General features: G+C 62.3%; 17 protein-coding genes and 2 tRNA genes. 10 read left to right on the top strand and 9 right to left on the bottom strand.

Going from position 1 to position 19,952, the window contains the following annotated elements:
• The first annotated feature begins 61 nt into the window (after positions 1 to 61).
• The gene (locus ACZ5TH_RS04815) at positions 62 to 1,435 is read left to right on the top strand and encodes a M28 family peptidase (protein ID WP_464794794.1); all 1,374 of its coding nucleotides are present in this window, start codon (positions 62 to 64) and stop codon (positions 1,433 to 1,435) included.
• 155 nt (positions 1,436 to 1,590) lie between these two features.
• On the top strand, positions 1,591 to 1,803 hold the full coding sequence (locus ACZ5TH_RS04810; protein ID WP_066523849.1) for a hypothetical protein: 213 nt from the start codon (positions 1,591 to 1,593) through the stop codon (positions 1,801 to 1,803).
• A 261-nt stretch (positions 1,804 to 2,064) separates the two neighbouring features.
• On the opposite strand, the gene ACZ5TH_RS04805 is transcribed toward ACZ5TH_RS04810, so the two are convergent.
• The 5 genes from ACZ5TH_RS04805 to ACZ5TH_RS04785 all read right to left on the bottom strand — a co-directional run bounded on the left by ACZ5TH_RS04805 (position 2,065) and on the right by ACZ5TH_RS04785 (position 6,228).
• Positions 2,065 to 2,790 carry a hypothetical protein gene (locus tag ACZ5TH_RS04805; protein ID WP_464794793.1) on the bottom strand — a complete coding sequence of 242 codons (726 nt, stop codon included), beginning with the start codon at positions 2,788 to 2,790 and terminating at the stop codon, positions 2,065 to 2,067.
• Between the two features lie 195 nt (positions 2,791 to 2,985).
• A tRNA-Pro gene (locus tag ACZ5TH_RS04800) sits at positions 2,986 to 3,062 on the bottom strand.
• A 222-nt stretch (positions 3,063 to 3,284) separates the two neighbouring features.
• Positions 3,285 to 3,360: transfer RNA gene (locus ACZ5TH_RS04795), tRNA-Ile, on the bottom strand.
• Between the two features lie 25 nt (positions 3,361 to 3,385).
• Complete coding sequence (locus ACZ5TH_RS04790; RefSeq protein WP_464794792.1) at positions 3,386 to 4,423, bottom strand: polysaccharide deacetylase family protein; 1,038 nt, start codon at positions 4,421 to 4,423, stop codon at positions 3,386 to 3,388.
• Between the two features lie 47 nt (positions 4,424 to 4,470).
• Positions 4,471 to 6,228, bottom strand: a complete 1,758-nt coding sequence (locus ACZ5TH_RS04785) for a sensor histidine kinase (RefSeq protein WP_464794791.1) — start codon at positions 6,226 to 6,228, stop codon at positions 4,471 to 4,473.
• 200 nt (positions 6,229 to 6,428) lie between these two features.
• Here ACZ5TH_RS04785 and ACZ5TH_RS04780 point away from each other — a divergent pair, with 200 nt between their 5' ends.
• Positions 6,429 to 6,902: an Lrp/AsnC family transcriptional regulator gene (locus ACZ5TH_RS04780; protein ID WP_449472300.1), complete on the top strand. Its 474-nt coding sequence runs from the start codon at positions 6,429 to 6,431 to the stop codon at positions 6,900 to 6,902.
• A gap of 84 nt (positions 6,903 to 6,986) precedes the next feature.
• Here the strand turns inward: ACZ5TH_RS04780 and ACZ5TH_RS04775 are convergent, their stop codons facing one another.
• A complete protein-coding gene (locus ACZ5TH_RS04775) occupies positions 6,987 to 8,240 on the bottom strand; it encodes a tetratricopeptide repeat protein (protein ID WP_464795061.1) in 1,254 nt (417 codons plus the stop codon).
• A 127-nt stretch (positions 8,241 to 8,367) separates the two neighbouring features.
• Positions 8,368 to 9,648 carry a hypothetical protein gene (locus tag ACZ5TH_RS04770; protein ID WP_464794790.1) on the bottom strand — a complete coding sequence of 427 codons (1,281 nt, stop codon included), beginning with the start codon at positions 9,646 to 9,648 and terminating at the stop codon, positions 8,368 to 8,370.
• 223 nt (positions 9,649 to 9,871) lie between these two features.
• On the opposite strand from ACZ5TH_RS04770, the gene gyrA reads away from it, so the two are divergent.
• Both gyrA and ACZ5TH_RS04760 read left to right on the top strand, forming a co-directional pair.
• Positions 9,872 to 12,604, top strand: coding sequence for a DNA gyrase subunit A (gyrA, locus tag ACZ5TH_RS04765; RefSeq protein ID WP_464794789.1), 2,733 nt, complete (start codon positions 9,872 to 9,874; stop codon positions 12,602 to 12,604).
• Entirely contained in the window at positions 12,601 to 12,948 is a 348-nt protein-coding gene (locus ACZ5TH_RS04760) for a DUF952 domain-containing protein (protein ID WP_464794788.1), read from the top strand. The genes gyrA and ACZ5TH_RS04760 overlap by 4 nt, the downstream gene beginning before the upstream one ends.
• Positions 12,949 to 13,252: 304 nt before the next feature.
• Here ACZ5TH_RS04760 and ACZ5TH_RS04755 read toward each other — a convergent pair whose 3' ends face one another.
• Both ACZ5TH_RS04755 and ACZ5TH_RS04750 read right to left on the bottom strand, forming a co-directional pair.
• Complete coding sequence (locus tag ACZ5TH_RS04755) at positions 13,253 to 14,026, bottom strand: hypothetical protein (RefSeq protein ID WP_464794787.1); 774 nt, start codon at positions 14,024 to 14,026, stop codon at positions 13,253 to 13,255.
• 174 nt (positions 14,027 to 14,200) lie between these two features.
• On the bottom strand, positions 14,201 to 15,319 hold the full coding sequence (locus ACZ5TH_RS04750; RefSeq protein WP_464794786.1) for a glycosyltransferase: 1,119 nt from the start codon (positions 15,317 to 15,319) through the stop codon (positions 14,201 to 14,203).
• A gap of 53 nt (positions 15,320 to 15,372) precedes the next feature.
• Between ACZ5TH_RS04750 and ACZ5TH_RS04745 the strand changes: the two genes are divergently transcribed.
• The 5 genes from ACZ5TH_RS04745 to accD all read left to right on the top strand — a co-directional run bounded on the left by ACZ5TH_RS04745 (position 15,373) and on the right by accD (position 19,944).
• Complete coding sequence (locus tag ACZ5TH_RS04745) at positions 15,373 to 16,221, top strand: lysophospholipid acyltransferase family protein (RefSeq protein WP_464795060.1); 849 nt, start codon at positions 15,373 to 15,375, stop codon at positions 16,219 to 16,221.
• A 50-nt stretch (positions 16,222 to 16,271) separates the two neighbouring features.
• A complete protein-coding gene (locus ACZ5TH_RS04740; RefSeq protein WP_464794785.1) occupies positions 16,272 to 16,916 on the top strand; it encodes a phosphoribosylanthranilate isomerase in 645 nt (214 codons plus the stop codon).
• Complete coding sequence (trpB, locus tag ACZ5TH_RS04735) at positions 16,913 to 18,142, top strand: tryptophan synthase subunit beta (protein ID WP_464794784.1); 1,230 nt, start codon at positions 16,913 to 16,915, stop codon at positions 18,140 to 18,142. The genes ACZ5TH_RS04740 and trpB overlap by 4 nt, the downstream gene beginning before the upstream one ends.
• Positions 18,143 to 18,265: 123 nt before the next feature.
• A complete protein-coding gene (gene trpA / locus ACZ5TH_RS04730; RefSeq protein WP_464794783.1) occupies positions 18,266 to 19,096 on the top strand; it encodes a tryptophan synthase subunit alpha in 831 nt (276 codons plus the stop codon).
• The gene (gene accD / locus ACZ5TH_RS04725) at positions 19,093 to 19,944 is read left to right on the top strand and encodes an acetyl-CoA carboxylase, carboxyltransferase subunit beta (protein ID WP_449472282.1); all 852 of its coding nucleotides are present in this window, start codon (positions 19,093 to 19,095) and stop codon (positions 19,942 to 19,944) included. The genes trpA and accD overlap by 4 nt, the downstream gene beginning before the upstream one ends.
• Positions 19,945 to 19,952 lie beyond the last annotated feature (8 nt).

Below are 19,952 nucleotides of genomic sequence, written 5' to 3'. Positions count from 1 at the left end.
CCGGAGTTAGCGAAGCCCGGCGCCATTGGCAAATGCGGGATGGCTGGGTAAGCCTTCATCCATGCAGAAAATCCGATCGGGCACCTTCGCCGCGCTCCTTCTCGGCAGCATCGCCTCCCCCCTTCCCCTCGCCGCCGCGCCTGCGGATACGACGGCGATTCGAGAGGCGGCGTTGCAGGACAACATAGCCTGGGACTTCATCGAAGGGCTGACGACGGAAGTCGGTCCCCGCCCAGCCGGAACGCCTCAGGAAGCGCGCGCCCGCGAGTGGGCCGTGGCGAAGCTCAAGGCGCTCGGCTTCTCCAATGTGCGATCCGAACCCTATAAGATGCCAGCCTGGGTCCGCGGCCATGACGATGCGCGCATCATCTCCCCCTTCCCACAAAATCTGGCGCTCGCGGCGCTGGGAAATAGCGCGTCCACTTCTGCCAATGGCATCGAAGGCGAAGTCATATATTTCCCCACCCTTTCAGCCCTGCAAGCAGCACCCGACGGCAGTCTGAAAGGCAAGATCACCTTCGTCAGCCACGCCATGGCGGCAACGCAGGATGGCAGTTCCTACAGCCATTTCGGCACCACACGTCGGCAGGGGCCAAGCATTGCATCGAAAAAGGGTGCAGCTGCCATCCTGATACGGTCGATCGGCACGGACAGCCACCGCCTGCCCCACAGCGGCATTCAGATGTGGGCCGATGGCGTGAAGCCGATCCCCGCAGCCGCGCTCAGCACCGTGGACGCAGACCAACTGACGCGCATCCTCTCCAGAGGGCAGCGGGTTCGCCTGCATCTAACCCTCACATCAAAAATGCTGAAGGACCAGCCATCGGGCAATGTCATTGCCGAACTGCCGGGCACGGACCCGACGGCCGGGATCGTCCTTGCCGCCTGTCATATCGATAGCTGGGATCAGGGCACCGGAGCGATAGACGACGCTTCTGGGTGCGGGATCATCACCGCCGCCGCGCTCCATGCCGCAAAGGCTGGCCAGCTCCGTCGCACCATCCGCATATTGATGGCCGGGGCAGAGGAAGTAGGCGGCGACGGAGGCCGCGCCTATTTCACGGCACATGGCAGCGAAAGGCACGCCGTCGCCATGGAGTCCGACTTTGGCGCCGACCGGGTCTGGCGCGTCGATTTTAAATTACCCACAGGGAACGAAGCGCTTTCGGATCGAATTGCCAGCACCCTCTCTCCGCTCGGGATCGCGCCCAGCCGTCTGGCGGCAGGAGGTGGATCCGACATCGAACCGCTGGTCAAGGCAGGAGTCCCCGTCATTGATTTGCAGCAGGACGGCACCCGCTATTTCGACATTCACCACACCGCCGACGACACCTTGGACAAGGTCGATCGCGCTCAATTGCAACAAAATGTCAGCGCCTGGGCGGTTACACTTTTTGCAATGGCCAGCGCCACAGAATCGCTAGCGGTTAAGTGAACTTCTGTAGTAGACAACATTCCGTCGCGTGATTCCGTCGCTTCACCGACGCAGAAAAGCATTGATTTGTGCAGCGCACACGTTAATGCGGGTCGCTCGCGTCGGGCGTGTTACGAATATGCCGACGCGGCAATATGCTATGGGAGCCGTACACAATGAAGAAGATCGCTGTTGTTTTCGCTTCGGCCGGCCTGATGGCCCTCGCCGCTTGCGGTGAGAAGCCGGCCAACGAGACCGCGAACGCTTCGAACGCTGTCGTCGAAAACGTTGTTGAGAACGCTGCTAACGCAGCCGACAACGCTGCGAATGCCGCTAACGCTGCTGACAACGCCGCGAACGCTGCTTCGAACGCTGCAAACGCCGAATAATCTTCGCGTCAGCAAGATTTTTAAGAGGGCGGGCCGTCTAACGGTCCGCCCTTTTTCTATGTGCAAGACTTCAGCGACGCGCAGACATGAAGACCGTAAAGCGCAGAGGGGCACCATTGCTGTCTGAAGCGCGGGGATCGCAAGGCGCTGGAGAGTGCTGCGCGGCTACACATGATGAATGAAGTTTTCCTGAGGGTTGGCCGAGGGTAACTAGGGAGCGTTTGCGAAGGTTGCGGCTATTCTCGGGCGTTTCTCTGCTTTTCAATAATCGTCATCGGTGGCGAGGCCGATAGCTCTTAGAAGAAGTCGGCCTGTCGGAGCCAAGATGAGCGTCCCTCCGGCGACCTTCCCCTCACGGTCGAACTTGGGGACTTGTCCCGGCTTCAGAATAGGCAGGCTGAGAGTTATTAGGCCGAGCCGCTTCAATCCGTCCCGCGCTATCTGGTGAAGGGTTGCAGTATCGCGCGCGTCCTGAGAGTCCGCTAGCGAGACGAAAGGTGTTCTGATGATCGGGTGATGCTTCTCCAGAAACTCATCGTTTCTCCGGTTCTTCTGCAGATAACTCGCCAGCAATATGATTTGATCGTCGTCCAACTCCCCGAGGAGACGCAATAAGCGCTTGCTTTCGATACGCTTCCGTTCGTCGCCTGAGAGGCCATCCGAAACCACACGGGCGATATAATCCAGTCGGTCGTTTGATAGCGCCCGCGCAGATTGGAAGCCGCCTTCCTCAATTAAATCGATGGCTTCGGGAGCCGTTAGTGGCGCATCGCCCCCGCTTTGGACATCCCTAAGACGCTCATCAAGCCGCCCAAGATATTCCTCGATCCGGCTGAGGCGCTGATTGGGGATGAACTGGCCTATTATCTCCGCGAGGATAGAGCCGACGCCCGGGATAGTTCCGATGCCACCTTTTACCAGAGCTGCCACCCGATCGGGCACAGTGTCGCCCAGCCTTGGCATTTCGTCCCGCTCTGCCCCGTCCATCGGCTCCAACCTTTTCGTTCCTATTTTGTTCAGGGTATTTGAAGGAACGGATGGCGTCAATGACGCGCTGACGCGCGGCAAGATGTTCAGGGCGGGAATGTGAGAGATGCGAAGGCGAGCCGCAGCCATACTAAGCCGCCCTACGAGGAACCAAAATTTTATATTAAGGCGTTGAAAACCGGCATTTCATGAAAGTGGTCGGGGAGACAGGATTCGAACCTGCGACCCTCTGCTCCCAAAGCAGATGCGCTACCAGGCTGCGCTACTCCCCGACGTAAGGCGCCTTAGCGGCGAATAACGCGTCCCGTCAATCGGCCATCACCGGAACAGCAGCCACAATATGATGATTACCGGTATCGGAATGCCGATCAGCCACAGCAATATACCCTTGCCCATGATCATTCGCCTCCATCCATCTGCCCTAGGGCTGAAATGGATGAGTGGGTGCCGATGTTCCGGCCCCGTTCGGACTAGCATAGCGGGAAAGGAGATATTGGTGGGCCCGGCAGGACTCGAACCCGCAACCTAGCCGTTATGAGCGGCCAGCTCTAACCGTTGAGCTACAGGCCCCACCTGCCCGACCGGATAAGCAGCATCACGCCGCTTGGCAAGCCTGTCTCGGCACCGGCACTGCTGCCAATAATTGATCCAGCGACGCGGTCCCGATATTACGCCGGGCAAGGTGATCCAGAACCGTGTCCCACCACCGGTAAAAGGCCGCCTGATCTGCCGCATCGCGGACATAGGGCGTATGGCCCGGCTCCAGCGTCGGCGAATGAAAACTGAAGCTCAGCACTGCCGCGCCTTCTTCGATCAGAGCGTCGATCGCCCTTATCGCGTCACGCACCGGCACGCCTTCCGGCGTCAAGGGAATGCGGCTGAACATGCCCGTTCTCGCCAATCCCGATGCCAGGGGGCTGACATTCCGCAAATGCTCATAAAGCCGATCGCCCCCACGCCGCAGCAGGCCGGTGAAGGCGGTCGAAAGCGGCAGTTCCACAAGCGATCGTTCCGGCCCGGCCCAATAGGGATTGATCGGCAGGCCGCGAAAATCGGGTCCATGCTGGCCGCTATAGTCAAACCGGCTTCGCACAGAGCTATCCAGACGAAATCCAGCCTGCTCCAACAATCGCGCACTATTATGGCCCACGCCATAACGCCCCGCGCGATAGGCGACGGGGCGTTGTCCGAAACGCTCGGCAATGCGCTGGCACAGCGCTTCCAGCTTGGCCCGTTCCAACGCTTCGGGAAGGAAACCGGCATAGCTGTTCGCCTCCGTCACCTCCTCCACATGCGGGGGATTGACCCAGGGATGCAGATGAGCGCCCACATCGGCCGCACCGTCCGCGACCCATTGCCCCATCATGCCCGCAGCAGCATCGCTATCGATCACCGGATAATCGGCGACATAGATGGGCTTCACTCCAGCCGCCTGAAAATAGGCTTGGCCGCGCGCCATCCCGGCCAGCGCGGTCACGGCATGACCGTTACGGCTGAATGGCGCGTTCCAGTCAAACTCCTCCTCGGTATCAACGAACAGCATGAACCGCGTCCCGAAATCGGGGGATAGCGTGATCATTTCGTACGGCGTCGGCGCGCGCAGCAGACTGCCGTCATGGGGCAAAGCGTTCATGCCCTCCCCTAGCCCCTCAATGGTTGCGATAGGGTTTCGCGCGGGGATCAGAGGCTCCCTGCCGCGTCCTCCGCAGATGTTATGGCGGGCATCGAAAGCAGGAATCGGTCAGCTTCGATCTGCAACGCGCCGCCGCATCCTGCCGCCAGGCTCCGGATCAGCCGCAATGAAAAGCCAAGGCCCAGTAGCGGCCCGTCGGCCCAGTCGCCATCGGCGGTGTAGCCGGGGTCGAGCAGGCGCTCATCCTCCATCCCGTCCAGGCTCGCGGGTCTGTCGACCGCCAGCATCACGCACCCATGCCCGCCATCCGGCTGGAACCAGCAAGCCCCGCTTAGCGCTTCCCCCGGCGCCGCAACGGAAACGACAGTCCGCATCAGATGCTGCACCATGCGTTCACCCTGCACCGGGTCGATCCGCACCATCGGCAGTGCCCGTGCCAGATTGATGTCGATCTGCGCGCCATTGCCTTCGCCCTGCTCGCGGAACCGGGCGGAAACCTGCGCGATCAGCAACGCCGGATCGACGGCGCTCGGCGCTTCCGCCCCTTCGCCTCGCGATACGCGGGCGGCCAGGTCGAGGTCATCGAACGCCGCCAGCAAATGCCGGGCGTCCAGCGCGATCTTTCCCGCCATCTCGCGATATTCCGGCCCGCTCGGCCCAAACAGCTCCTGCTCGATAATGTCCGCAAAGCCCAGTATGGCGTTCAACGGCGTGCGCAGTTCATGCACCAACTGACGCAGCGAGTCCGCCGAAAGCCCTGCGACAGACACGGGTTCGGCCTGTGGCGGGGCGGCGACTTCATGCAGATAGGGGCGACGAGCCTGACCGCGATAGCCCTGGAATCGGCCTGATCTTGGATCAAAGAATGGCGTTGCGGACAGGCGCCATTCCCCGGCCATCGCGCCGCCGACAACGGTATAGCGCCCATTCTGAAACCCGCTCCGCCGCATGAAAGCGCCCGCGACGCTGCCGTCCGGCCCGCTCGCCCCAACAACAGCCACCTCACCCAGCGACAGCCCCACCAGCGCCGCGCGCGGCCCCTGATCGACCCAGATGATCATGCCCGTGGCGTCAGTCTCGAACGCAAAGGCGTTGACGACCTCCGCCTGCCCGGTGTCAGCCCGCGGAACGACCACGTCGGGCACCCGCCGCGCACTCGTAAAGCGTTCGATCCGGTCCACAAGGTTCCGGATCTGATCATCGCCGACCGGAACGTCATCCGCCGCAACATCGGCAGGCTCCTCGACCGGCGCTTCCTCTACGTCCGCCGAGGGAGGCAACTGCTCGGCAGGCGCCATCATCGCGGGCGTCAGCAGCATGTCGTCCGCCTGCTCGCCGGGTTCCACCGTCAAGTCGCTCGTCAGTACAAGGTCGGCCGCGCCAAATGCTTCCAGCGCCTGCTGCGTCCCGGTTCCCAAATCTCGCCTACCACGCAGCACACCGCGCGCGGTCGGGGTAAGGCGGGGCAGCAGGGCGATCCACGCGTCATCCGGCAGCCGCGCGCGCGACATCGCCGCCGCCGCGATCGCCGGACGATCATTGGCGAAAAATTCCACCAGCGCGGGCGAACGAAGGCGGCCGCCCAGTTCGACCACCGTGGCGATCCGCTGCGTTTCCGACAATTGGGATTGCAGCGCCGCAAGCCGGTCGAGCAGCGCGGCACGTTCCTCATCCGGCAAAGTGCCGCGATCCGCGCGATCATTCTGCGCGAGCAGGTCGACGCACTGACGCCACAGCGTCACCGCGCCCAGGCCGCTTCTATTCTCTGCGGCCAGAACCGTCTGCATCAGATCGTTGAAGCGCACTCTATTCCCCTTGAGGACTTCCAGCGATGCGCAGAACTTCATCGCGGAAGGAAATCATGCCGCAGGAATAAGCCTTCCCGCCGGTTAGGGAAAGGGGGCGGACGTGGCGATTTCGGATCGTCGCATAGTGGGACAATTGCATTGCTCTGAAATATTATTATGATGTTGGGCACGAAATGAGAAAGGAAATAATCAGGCGAATGGCTGGCCCGAATATCGACGACATCGATCTGCACATCCTGGGCGAGCTGCAACAGGACGGCCGGATGACCAATGTGGAACTGGCTCGAAAGGTCGGATTGACCGCCCCGCCCTGCCTGCGCCGTGTCCGCGCGCTTGAGGAAAGCGGTGCGATCAACTCCTATCACGCCGTCGTCAACCCGGCCATGCTGGGCTACACCATCACCGTCTTCGCGATGGTCAGCCTGAAGAGCCAGGCGGAAGCTGACCTGAAAGCCTTTGAGGATCATGTCGCGACCCTACCCGAGGTGCGCGAATGCTACATGCTCAATGGTGAGATCGATTTCATCCTGAAGGTCGTGGCTAAGGACCTCCAGAGCTTCCAGCAGTTTCTCACCTCGAAACTAACGCCCGCGCCAAATGTGGTGAGCGTCAAGACCTCTCTCACCATCCGCATGGCGAAGAACCTGCCGGGCGTCCCGCTGCCGCTTTGATTAGCAAGATGGCGGCGATCGCTCGCCGCCACTAGACCAGCAGCGCTTCTGTGTCGCGCGCTGGCCCTGGATCAATCGCTTAGCTTAGCTCGCAGGCGGAGCCGCCACCGGCTGAAACGCCGTCTTGCGGCTCTGCTGATCGACCCAAACGCTCCAGAATCCAGCGACGTTGGCCCAATTACCCGTCACCTGGGCCAGCGCCGTCTTGGCCCCCGCAAGATCGCCCGAACGCGCGAGAGCTATGCCGAGCCGCGCATTGACCTTCCCCTGATCAACCCCACCCTTCGACAGGGCCAACCGGTACATCTCGACCGCCTGCGGGAACTGGCTGAGCGAGAAATAGCTGTCGGCCACCGCCAACGCCGCCGACCCATCCTTCGCGCCTGCGGCCTTCTTCGCCGCAGCGGGCAGCGCCGCGATTTCCTTGGCGGCCTTTGGCGTCACGCTCTTCATCAGGCTGGCGGTCGCGGCCTGCGTCGTCGTCAGCTTGCCCGCCGAACGCCCCGCTTCGATGATCGCTTTCGCCTCGGCATAATTGCCCGCCTTTTCGGCAAGCTGCGCATAGGCCTGATAGTCCCGCTCGCTCGCCATCGCGCCGTTCGCCGCCTGCAAACGATACAGGTCCAACTGCGACTGCGCGTCGGTGCCGGGCGCCGTCAGATAGTTGGCAAGCGCCGACCGCCATTCCCCCGCCGAACCATAATGGGTCAGCCGCTCGCGATAGAGCGAACCAACCTCCGCCCAATCCCCGGCCGCATAGGCAAGCGAAATCGCCCGATCATACCAGGCCGCCGGAATGGCTTGCCCTGACGCCCGCTGCCGGGCTAGCGCATTCTGCACGAAGGGGCGCGCTTCCTTGGCTTTGTTCTTGCGAAGGTAGATGTCGGCGCGCAGCATCGTCGCGTCGATCCCGTCATAACCCAGCGTCTGGGCATAATCGAGCTGCGCGAACGCATCGTCATAATTGCCAACCACATAGGACAGATAGCCCGCGACGTAGCGCAATCGCGGCGCATCCTCCTTGGGCACGGAATTGGTCTTGAACATGTCCGTCAACGCGATCCGCTGCGCCTGGAAATTCTGCCTGAGCACGGCCAGCTCGAACCGCAGCCCTGCCGCTGCATAGGCCTCATAATCGCTCGTCGGCATCAAGCCGCTGATCTGCGCCTGAGCCGTATTGACGTCACCTGCCTTGATCGCGCTGTCGGCTGCTTGAGCCGCTGCACGAAACCCTTCGCTCATGACGATGACCGGCCCACCGGCCGACTCCTTTTTCGCCGCCGCCGGCGTTGAAAAAGCCGCAACGGCGGTGATCGCAAGAAGGCCTGATTTCAGCATGGATTGTCGCAGCGCGATCATGTCGGCCGTCCCCTTTATATCATGCGCCATCTGGCGCAGGTCCCTGTTATATCGATGATAGGAAAGAAGGTGCGCCCATCACCCGATAGGCGCACCCTGTTTCAAATCAGGCCTTGGTGGCGAGATAGGCCAGCCAGAGATCGGCTATCTTCTTGCGCGTCCCGGCCTGAACCGACTGGAAAGCCGCCTTGGCCGAAGCGACATCGCCGCCCAGTGCCTTGGCGATGCCCATGCGCGTATTCACTTCGTCCGCATCGACGCCGCCCTTCTGCTTGGCGAGGTCGAACATCGCAGCCGCCTTGGCATAATCGCCATAGCCGAGGTAGGCGTCCGCCGTGGCCGCCGCGATCTTGCCAGTGGCAGCCTTGCGGGCATCAGCTTCCGCGGAAGCCAGCGATGCCTTGTCGCCCGCAATCTTCGGCGTTGTGGTCTGGTACAGGTCCGCACCTGCCGTGCCCTTCAGCACGCCCTTGGCGCGGCCCTGATCGATCGCCGACTTTACCTCGCCATAGATGCCGGTCTTTGACGCCATTTCACCATATTCAAGGAAGTCGCCCGCGACCACCAGGCCGCCCGATGCAGCCATCAAGCGGAGAACATCCAGATTCTCGCGTGCCGTGATGTTGGGGTTGGATTGCTGGAACAGGCGGATAAGCGTGCGAAGATTCTCGCCGTTTGGAGCCGCCTGATAAGCCAATGTCGCCCATTCGGTCACTTCGGGCAGGCGCGATGCCGCCGCGCGGCTCACGCCGATCTGATACCATTGGGCTGGCACCTGACCGCCCGCCGCCTTGGTGGCGTCGGCTGCGGCTTTCAGGGCAGCAAGGCCTTTCTGATTGAGCCCGCGAGCAGGTTCAGCGGAAGGATTGGCCGTCCCTGCCTTCCCGAAATAGGCCTGCGCCAGCGTCGCGTTGACCGCTTCAGGCTTGTAACCCGCCTGAGCCGCCGCCTGCGCCCGCTGGATCGCCAGATCATAATTCTTCGCCTGCATCGCCTGATCGGCGGCAACCGCGTTGAATTGTCCAACCTGGTCCGCCGGGGTAAGGCCGCTGTCCAGCATCTGCGCCAGCGCTTCGCCCTGCATCGCGCTGTCCTTGGCGGCGATGGACGCATTCAGCTTGACGGCACCAATCTGATATTTGTCATCGTTCGACTTGGCCTTGCTGTCCGCATCGGCCAGCGCCGCCTTGGCTGCGGCAAAGTCATTCTTCGCCGCCGCCGTCTGCGCTGCCTGCAATGCCTTTATCACATCGGGAGAGACGTTGAGCTTGGGCGCGCCGCCCTTCTTCTCGTCCTTCTTCGCCGCCATCGCGGGCGCGGAAATGGCGCCTCCAGCCAGCGCGAGCGTCAGCGCGAGCGCCACGGGGGATACAAAACGCATGATCATCTTCTCCTCTGCGCCTTGGGGAAAGGCGCCCTTGATTAAGCGCCGATTAGGGGGCGGCGCGTGAATGACGTTTGAACATCGTATATGCAGCAGTTTTCCGCCTGTCAGCCCTTTCTTACAGCTTGATCTGACGCGAGCGCGCGTGCGCGCGAGGGGTGACAGAATTGTTTCGCTCCGCTAGTGCATGAGCAACGAAACAGTTCCATCCAAAAAGAGAATCGCATTGACCGACGAGACTGCCCTCGCCGACCCCTCGGACATCAGCCCCATCTCCATCGTCGATGAGATGAAGGCCAGCTATCTCGACTATGCCATGTCGGTCATCGTCGCCCGCGCCCTGCCGGACGTGCGCGACGGGTTGAAGCCGGTGCATCGCCGCATTCTCTTCTCGGCCCATGAATCGGGCTTCCAGCACAACAAGCCCTACCGCAAGTCGGCCCGCATCGTCGGTGACGTGATCGGTAAATATCACCCGCATGGCGACAGCGCGATCTATGACGCCTTGGCGCGCATGACGCAGGACTGGTCCATGCGCGTGCCGCTGATCGATGGTCAGGGAAACTTCGGTTCCATGGACCCCGATCCGCCAGCGGCCATGCGATACACCGAAGCGCGCCTTGCCAAGGTCACGACCGCGCTCTTGGAGGATCTCGACAAGGACACCGTCGATTTCCAGCCTAACTATGACGCTTCGGAAAGCGAACCGCAGGTCCTGCCCGCCCGCTTCCCCAACCTGCTTGTCAACGGCGCGGGCGGCATCGCGGTCGGCATGGCGACCAACATTCCGCCGCATAATCTGGGCGAAGTGATCCGCGCCTGCCTCGCCTATATCGATAATCCGGCGATCACGATCGATGAACTGATCCAGATCGTTCCCGCCCCTGACTTCCCGACCGCCCCGCTGATCCTGGGCCAATCCGGCGCCCGCAACGCCTATCATACCGGCCGTGGCTCCATCATGATGCGCTCGCGCCATGTGATCGAGGAAGGGCGCGGCGACCGCCGCTCCATCGTTTTGACCGCCATTCCCTATCAGGTCGGCAAGAATGGCCTGGTCGAAAAGATCGCCGAAGCCGCCAAGGACAAGCGGATCGAGGGCATCAGCGATATTCGCGACGAATCGAACCGCCTCGGCGTTCGCATCGTCATGGACCTGAAGCGCGACGCCACACCGGAAGTCGTGCTGAACCAGCTGTGGCGCAACACCCCCGCCCAGTCGAGCTTCCCGGCCAACATGCTCGCCATTCGCGGCGGGCGCCCGGAACTGCTCAACATCCGCGACATTATTGAGGCGTTCGTCCGCTTCCGCGAAGAGGTCATCACCCGCCGTACGAAGTACGAGCTCAACAAGGCTCGCGATCGCGCGCATATCTTGCTGGGTCTCGTCATAGCGGTCACCAACCTCGACGAAGTCGTCCGCATCATCCGTGGATCGGCCAGCCCCGCCGAGGCGCGCGAAACCTTGCTCGCCCGCGATTGGCCGGTGGCGGAAATCGCGCCCTACCTGAAGCTGGTCGAAGCGATCGAAACCGAAGCGGGCGGCGAAACATACCGCCTGTCGGACATTCAGGTCCGCGCCATCCTGGACCTCCGCCTCCATCGCCTGACCGCGCTCGGTCGCGACGAAATCGGCAATGAACTGGCCGAACTGGCCGCAGCCATCGCTGAATATCTCGCCATCCTCGGCGACCGTCAGAAGCTCTATGCCGTGATGCGCGAGGAGTTCGAGGCGATCGAACGCGACTTCGCCACCCCGCGCATCTCGGAAATCACCGCTGCCGCTGACGGTATCGAGGACGAAGACCTGATCGAGCGCGAGGAGATGGTCGTCACCGTCACCGTGCAGGGCTATATCAAGCGCACCCCGCTCGAAAGCTTCCGCGCCCAGGCGCGCGGCGGCAAGGGCCGCTCCGGCATGGCGACCAAGGATGAGGACGCGATCACCGAACTGTTCGTGACCTCCACGCACACGCCGGTCCTCTTCTTCTCCACGGCGGGCAAGGTCTATCGCATGAAGGTCTGGCGCCTTCCCGAAGGCGGCCCGGCAACACGCGGCCGCCCGATGGTGAACCTGCTGCCGCTCGGCCCCGGCGAAACGATCCAGACCGTCCTGCCGTTGCCAGAGGATGAGGACAGCTGGAAGGACCTCCACGTCATGTTCGCGACCGCGAACGGCACCGTGCGCCGCAACAGCATGGACGCCTTCGCCAACGTGCCAAGCAACGGCAAGATCGCAATGCGCTTCGATGAGGGCAGCGAGGATTGCCTGATCGGCGTGGCGCTGCTCAGCGAAGAGGATGACGTCCTTCTCGCCACCCGTCAGGGCAAGGCGATCCGCTTCAAGGCGACTGACGTCCGCGAATTCCAGAGCCGCACGTCAACCGGCGTGCGCGGCATGACGCTGAAGAAGGATGACGAGGTCATCTCGCTCTCCATCCTCCACCGCTCCGGCGCCAATCAGGAAGAGCGCGACGATTATCTCCGCTTCGCCCCCTGGAAGCCCGAAAAGGAAGGCTCGCCGCAGATGAGCGAGGAGCGTTTCGCCGATCTACAGGCGAAGGAACAGTTCATCCTCACCGTCTGCTCCAATGGCTACGGCAAGCTGTCCTCGGCCTACGACTATCGCCGCACCGGCCGTGGTGGTCAGGGCATCACCAACATCGACAATATCGGCCGCAACGGCCCGGTTGTCGCCAGCTTCCCCGCGCGCCACGGCGATCATCTGATGCTCGTCACCGATCAGGCAAAGCTGATCCGCATGGGCCTCGACACGCTGCGCGTCATCGGCCGCAACTCGGCAGGCGTGCGCCTCTTCAACGTGTCCGACGACGAACATGTCGTCAGCGCCGCGAAGATCGAGGAAAGCGATGAGGAAACCGAGGTCAGCACCCCCGCAGGCCTCGAAACCTCACCCGAAGTCAGCCCCGAAACCGACCCGGACCTCACCGAAGAGTGACCGACCTCTTCGCCTACAAGATCCTGACCAAGGATCAGTATGACCAGCTAAAGACCGACGGCGTGTTCAAAGGAGCGCCCGTCGATCTCGCCGACGGCTACATCCACATGTCCACCCGCGAACAGGCCGCCGAAACAGCGGCCAAGCACTTTGCGGGTCAGGACAATCTGGTAATGCTAATGGTCGATCTGGCCCCCTTCGGCGAAGCGCTGAAATGGGAAGAGTCACGCGGCGGCGCGCTGTTCCCGCACCTCTACACCGACCTGCCGCTGAGCGCGGTGGCAGGGAAGGTCGTATTGCGGCTGGATGAGCAGGGCAAGCATCTGTTTCCGGCGGGGTTTTAATCCCGTTCGTTTCGAGCAAAGTCAAGAAATGCTCAGCGACGCGCACCTCTCCCCCTCCCGTCATTCCGCGAAGACGGGAAGCCATCTCCCGACATGTGGCCTAGACCCTGCTTGTGCGAGATAGATTCCCGCCTTCGCGGGAATGACGAAATGGGGCGGTTAGCGGACGATCTGCTATAATTACAGCGCAGCCTAAAGCGGACGCTCAGTTAGCCGGACCTATCTAGGCCATCCCTGATGCCGCACCCCATTTAAAAAGTGGGCAGCCACGCAACGCCGCTTCTCACACCGCTTTATTAGATGCTCATTGTATCCGATAAGTAGTGGTCGAGATGATGCCGAACGGCTGCGAGGGCATGGCGGAGTCAACTCGAACTCTTACTTTACCATCCTCGCGTGCGAGAACAGTCACTTGCGCGCCTAAAACATTGAACGATTGCGGAAAGGTGGATGCAGAAGTTCGACTATAGTCGCTCAGGCAATCAGTCTTCGATCCGCTACCGTAGCAAACCTGAAAGTTCTGCCAGTCGTAAATAGTAGCCTTACCGGCATTGCGAATGCCGACGAAATAGCTCGATTCGATCTGCGCAGGATCAATGCGCGAATAGGCTACTGGCTCAATCACCTTCGCCTTCTTGGGATACGCGCCTTGCACAGTGGGCAGGCCGCCACCCTTGGAAATATTAGCTACAGGGAAAATGCCATCGAACGCGCCGTCTTTGTCGTAGTCCACTAAGCAAAACTGGCTTGCCCCTACAAGCTTCTGTCGTCTAGCCACGGCATCGCACGCGATGGTCGCTCCTTCGGCTCTAATTTCGATTAATTGGGTTCCAGCTTGCAGAAGCGGGAGTCCGCCAGCCACGCTAGCTGGACCTTCCAAACGGAAAAGGCCCTCTGGCAAAAGACGCTGCTGGATTACCCATTCGTTGGACGCAATGAATCGCTCCCCAGGCAATTCCGCTGCGGGCAAGATCGTCCAAATCGTGCTCATCGCGCGGGATTGAGCGAAGGCAGGCAATGGCGCGTTGAAAGCAACCAAACCAATACCGCTCAACGCAGCCTTCCAGTACTTGTTCAAAACAGCCCCCTGCCAAATCAGCGTATCGTGAGGTTGGTACCGATTTCGCTAGGCGGATAATGTCGTATTTGTAGGAAGGCAAGCCCAGGTAGCTGGGAGCATTGCGGACCTATTAACGGCCGCTTCGATGCGTTTTCTTGGGTGATCGAAGCGTCAACAAATGGTCGTTAGCGGTCAGTTGCTCCTCTCCATCCTCTCTACCCTCCCACTCTTCACCCAATAATCAAACCCGCCCCACCTGATCCGTCTCGAACAAGCCGCCGCCAACTGCATGCCCCAATGCACCCAGCACACCGCAAACGGCGCCAACACATCCCCCCAAAGCGACCGCCGCGCCGTCCGAGCCTGCTCCGGCTCCACCACGCCCGCGATAATCTGCCGCCGCACCAACGCCCGTCCAACCGCCGCCGTGTAGCCGACAGCCAGAGCGCTCAAACCACCCCAACCCAGCGCCCAAACCCAGCCCAAAGCCTGCACCCCAACCACCAGCATAGCGACCAACCACATCCCCACGCTGTTAGTCACGATATGCCGATACTGCCGCACACCAAACGCAATCGCCCCCCGCCCCTCCAAGGGCGAAGCCACCAGCAAATCCCGCACCGGCCGCAACCGCAGCTTCGCGCGCCACCCGGCCAGCCCGATCGCCATGTCATCCGACAACCGCCCCGCCAGCGCCGCATCCAGATCAAGCCGCTCCGCCACCTCCCGGCTCAACGCCATCGCCCCGCCCCAGGGCATGGTCGCACTCGCAGCGCGCGGCAAAGTCGCCAACTGCATCTCCACCGCCCCCACCAGCGCGGCCACCGCACTTCGCTCGGGCAACAGCAAGCGATAGCCAGTCACAATATCCGCCTTCCCCCGCACCAGAGGAAAGAGCAACCGCCCCACCAGCCGCACCGGCGGCTCAATATCCGCGTCAACGAACACCAGATAGCGATCCTCCGGCCGCAAAGCCCGCAAAGCCGCCCGCAATTTATGAACCTTCTGCCCTTCATCCACCGCGACACCCGCGCGGACGATCTGCACCCAATCCTCCTCGCGAGCCGCCAAAGCCTCCGCCGCCGCGCACCAGCCACTCGAAGCAATCACCAACCGAAACCGAGCCGTCTGCGCCTTCAACCGCGCGATCAATTCCGCCCCGCCGTCCCAGTCATCCCGCACGGACAACAGCACGACCACGCCATCAGGCGCCTCCTCCTGACGATCGACCGGCAGATGCCGCCAGTAGTTCAGCACCCCCAGCAGCGTCAGCCCCTGCAACAGCACCCACGCCCAAAAGGCCCAACCCATCGTAAATCCAAGCCCTTTACCCTCTCGACCGCTGCTGTATGACGCTTGGCAAGATGCTCTCCAACCCTTTTCTCTTCACCCTTCTGCGCCTGCTCCCCGCATCCGCCGCCTCATGGCTGGGCGGCTGGCTGTCGGCGAACGTCGCACGCAGGACCATGAAGGTGCGCGACCAGCGCGCCCGCGCCAACCTCGCCGTCTTGCGCCCGGACCTGGACGAAACTACCCGCGAGGCCATGCTCACCCGCCGCTGGTTCAATCTCGGTCGCACGATGGCCGAACTCGCCAATATCGACCGCCTCGTGAACAACCAGCATGTCAGCATCACGAACGAACCAGCCTATCGGGAAGCGCTGGCCTCGCCCCGCCCCATGATCTTTCTGACCACCCATATCGGCAACTGGGATTTACTCGCCGCCCATTTGAAAGCGTCAACGGATCGTCCCGGCCTCGGCGTCTACGACCCTCCTTCGGACCCTGCTCAGGCCAAGATGCTGAAGCGGGCACGGGAAAGCTATATGGGTGAAGCCATCACCGGCAGCGGCGCCGCCCGATCGATCCTGCGTCACCTTGCGGAAAAGGACAGGGCGATGCTCTACATCTTGGTGGACGAACGGCGAGATCGACAGGTCTGGTTCCCGCGCTTCGGCAGAAATGTGGAACCGTCGGGAAATCTTTCCATCGCCCTACGCCTCGCCCGGCGCAGCAACGCCCGATTCCTGCCTTTCACCTTGGCAAGAACCCAGGGCGCTCATTTCCGTCTCGATTGGCACCCGCCGCTTGATCCTCTGATCATGGACGAAACCGATCTGCTGGATCAGGTCGACGCCTTCCTGGGCAAAGCCTGCATCGACCATGCGGACCAATGGCTCGCCCTGCATGACATGGATTTGACGACGCCTTGAGTAGCACGGAGCATATGGTTCTCGGTGACCTCACCCGCTAAAGCCCCCAAATGTCCCGACTCGCCATCAAGATTTGCGGCCTTTCCACCCCCGACACAGTCGGCGCAGCTATCCGCGCAGGCGCGACCCACCTTGGCTTTGTCCATTTCGCAAAAAGCCCCCGCCATGTCGAAGCGGACCAGCTGCGCGCTCTCGCTGCAACAGTCCCCGCCAATATCGAGCGTGTCACCGTCCTCGTCGATCCAACCGACGAAACCCTCGCCGAACTCACGGCAACAAACGCCCTCACCGCCCTGCAACTCCACGGCAAGGAAAGCCCGGAGCGCACCGCCGCCATCGCTAAGCGCTTCAAGCTCCCTGTCTGGAAAGCCATTTCCGTCAAAACCCGCGCCGACATCGACGCTGCAAAAGCCTATACCGGCGCGGCCGACCTCCTGCTCTTCGACGCCAAGACACCGGACGGCGCGGCGCTGCCCGGCGGCATGGGCCTACGCTTCGACTGGACCCTGCTGCGCGGCGTCCCCATATCCATGCCCTGGGGCCTTTCCGGAGGTCTCGGCATCGACAATGTCGCCGAAGCGATCCGCATCACCGGCGCCCCGATGATTGACGTTTCTTCCGGCGTGGAAAGCGCGCCGGGCATCAAGAGTGTGGACAAGATCATGGCCTTCTGCAAAGCGGCACAGCAATCATGACCATCAATAACTCCCTCCGCTCGCAACCCGATGCTTCGGGCCATTTCGGCTCCTTCGGCGGCCGCTATGTCGCGGAAACGCTGATGCCGCTCATCCTGGAGTTGGAGAAGGTCTATAAGGAAGCGAGGCAGGACCCCGCTTTCGAGGAAGAGTTTGAGGAACTGCTGCGCAACTATGTCGGCCGTCCCAACCCGCTTTACTATGCCAGCCGCCTGACCGAAGCGCTCCGCGCCGATGCGCCCGAGGGTAAAGGCGCGAAAATCTATCTGAAGCGCGAAGAACTCAACCATACCGGCGCGCACAAGATCAACAATTGCATCGGCCAGGCGCTGCTCGCCCGCCGCATGGGCAAGAAGAAGGTCATCGCCGAAACCGGCGCGGGCCAGCATGGCGTCGCCACCGCGACGGTCGCCGCCCTGTTCGGCATGGAATGCAAGATTTTCATGGGCGCGAAGGATGTCGAGCGGCAAAAGCCCAACGTCTTCCGCATGAAGCTATTGGGCGCGGAAGTCATCCCCGTCGTATCCGGATCGCAGACGCTCAAGGACGCGATGAACGATGCCCTGCGTCACTGGGTCTCGAACGTCCACGATACCTTCTATATCATCGGCACGGCGGCAGGCCCGCACCCCTATCCGGAACTGGTCCGCGACTTCCAGTCGGTGATCGGCCGCGAAGCGCGCGAGCAGATTCTCGAGATCGAAGGCCGCCTGCCCGACATGCTGATTGCTCCGGTCGGCGGCGGCTCGAACGCGATCGGCCTCTTCCATCCGTTCCTCGACGATGTCGAGGTCAAGATGATCGGCGTGGAAGCCGCAGGCGAGGGCCTCACCGGCAAACATGCCGCGTCCCTCGCAGGCGGCGCGTCCGGCATCCTGCACGGCAATCGCACCTATCTGCTCCAGGACGAAGACGGCCAGATCACCGAAGCGCACAGCATTTCGGCGGGTCTCGACTATCCCGGCATCGGCCCGGAACATAGCTGGCTGCACGAGATCGGCCGCGTCGAGTACATGCCGATTACCGATGACGAAGCGCTCGCCAGCTTCCAGAAGCTCGCCGCTCTCGAAGGCATCATTCCGGCCCTGGAGTCCGCCCACGCCATCGCCAGCGCGGAAAAGATCGCGCCGACCATGGACGCGGACCAGATCATCATCGTCAACCTCTCGGGCCGGGGCGACAAGGACATCTTCACCGTCGCCGACGCGCTGGGAGTGGAGATGTGAGCGGGTTTCCCAACATCTCAACCCCTCCCCCGTTCGGGCTGAGCTTGTCGAAGCCCTTCACTTCTCTCAAAGAAAGAAAAGCCCTTCGACAGGCTCAGGGCGAACGGATGTTGGAAATTCACTGTGACCGCTGACCGCCTCGCCACCCGCTTCGCCACCTGCAAGGAAGCAGGCCGCGCCGCCCTCATCACCTTCGTGACCGCAGGCGACCCGACCGTTGCCGCCACCCCGGCAATCCTTGACGCGCTCGTCGCGGGCGGCGCGGACATCATCGAACTCGGCATGCCCTTCACCGATCCGATGGCGGACGGCCCCGCGATCGAACTCGCAAACCTGCGCAGCCTCGGGTCAGGCACGAAGACGAAGGATATCTTTCACCTCGCGACCACCTTCCGCGCCCGCCACCCGCATATACCGCTGATCCTCATGGGCTATGCCAATCCCATGCTGATCCGCGGCTCCGAATGGTTTGCGCAGCAGTGTCGCGAAGCAGGCGTGGACGGCGTGATCTGTGTCGATGTCCCGCCTGAAGAGGACGCGGAGATCGGCCCGGCCCTGCGCGCGGCAGGCGTTCACCTTATCCGCCTTGCCACACCGACCACCGACGCTGCTCGCCTGCCCGCCGTGCTCAACGGCGCCAGCGGCTTCCTCTACCATGTCGCCGTCGCAGGCGTGACCGGCAAGCAGCAGGCTGCGCAGACCGCTGTCGAGCAGGCGGTTGAGAAGCTGAAGGCCGCAACTGACCTGCCCATCGCAGTCGGTTTCGGCGTCCGCTCCGCCGAACAGGCCGCCGCCATCGGCCGCGTCGCTGACGGCGTGGTGGTCGGGTCAGCCATTGTCGATATAGTCGGCTCGCACGGCGATGCCGCCGCCCCCTTCGTTCAGGAGTTCGTCGCCACATTGAGCGGCGCTCTCAAAGCCAACAGCCCCCATTTCCGGGAGACCGCCGCATGAGCTGGATCAACCGCGTCCGCAAGGCCGTTCCCTTCCTCGCAAAGAAGGAAACCACCGCCGAGACGCTGTGGCACAAATGCCCGTCCTGCACCGAGATGATCTTCATCAAGGAGTGGGAGGATAATCTCTCCGTCTGCCCGCGCTGCGACCATCACGGCCGCATCGGCCCGTCTGAACGGTTCGAGCAGATTCTCGACGCAGGCTTCATCCTGCTCCCCACCCCGCCGGTGCAGGAAGACCCGCTCAAATTCCGCGATTCCAAGCGCTATCCCGATCGCATAAAGGCTGCCCGCGCGCAGACCGGCGACCAGGACGCGCTCATCAACGCGCGCGGCGCGATCGACGACGTTCCGCTGGTCATGGGCGTCCAGAATTTCGCCTTCATGGGCGGCTCCATGGGCATGGGCGTCGGCGCGGCGTTCATCCAAGGGGTCAATGAAGCCATCGGCCACAAATGCCCCTATGTCATCTTCACGGCGGCAGGCGGCGCACGCATGCAGGAGGGCATCTTGTCCCTCATGCAGATGCCGCGCTCGACTGTCGCCATCCAGAAGCTGCACGCAGCGGGCCTCCCCTATATCGTCGTCCTTACCGACCCGACGACCGGTGGCGTCACCGCAAGCTACGCCATGCTGGGCGACGTCCAGATCGCCGAACCCAACGCGCTGATCGGCTTCGCAGGCCAGCGCGTCATCGAAAGCACGATCCGCGAAAAGCTGCCGGACGGCTTCCAGCGCGCCGAATATCTGCTGGAACATGGCATGCTCGACATGGTCGTGCATCGCAGTGAATTGCGCGACACGCTGGCCCGAGTGATCGGCTATCTAGCCCCTCGCGCAGCCGCCTGACGCGATCG

It is taken from the genome of Sphingobium sp. TomTYG73 (genome assembly GCF_055394245.1).
The sequence above is the reverse complement of the archived record's forward strand: the minus strand, read 5'-3'. Positions and strand labels throughout refer to the sequence as shown.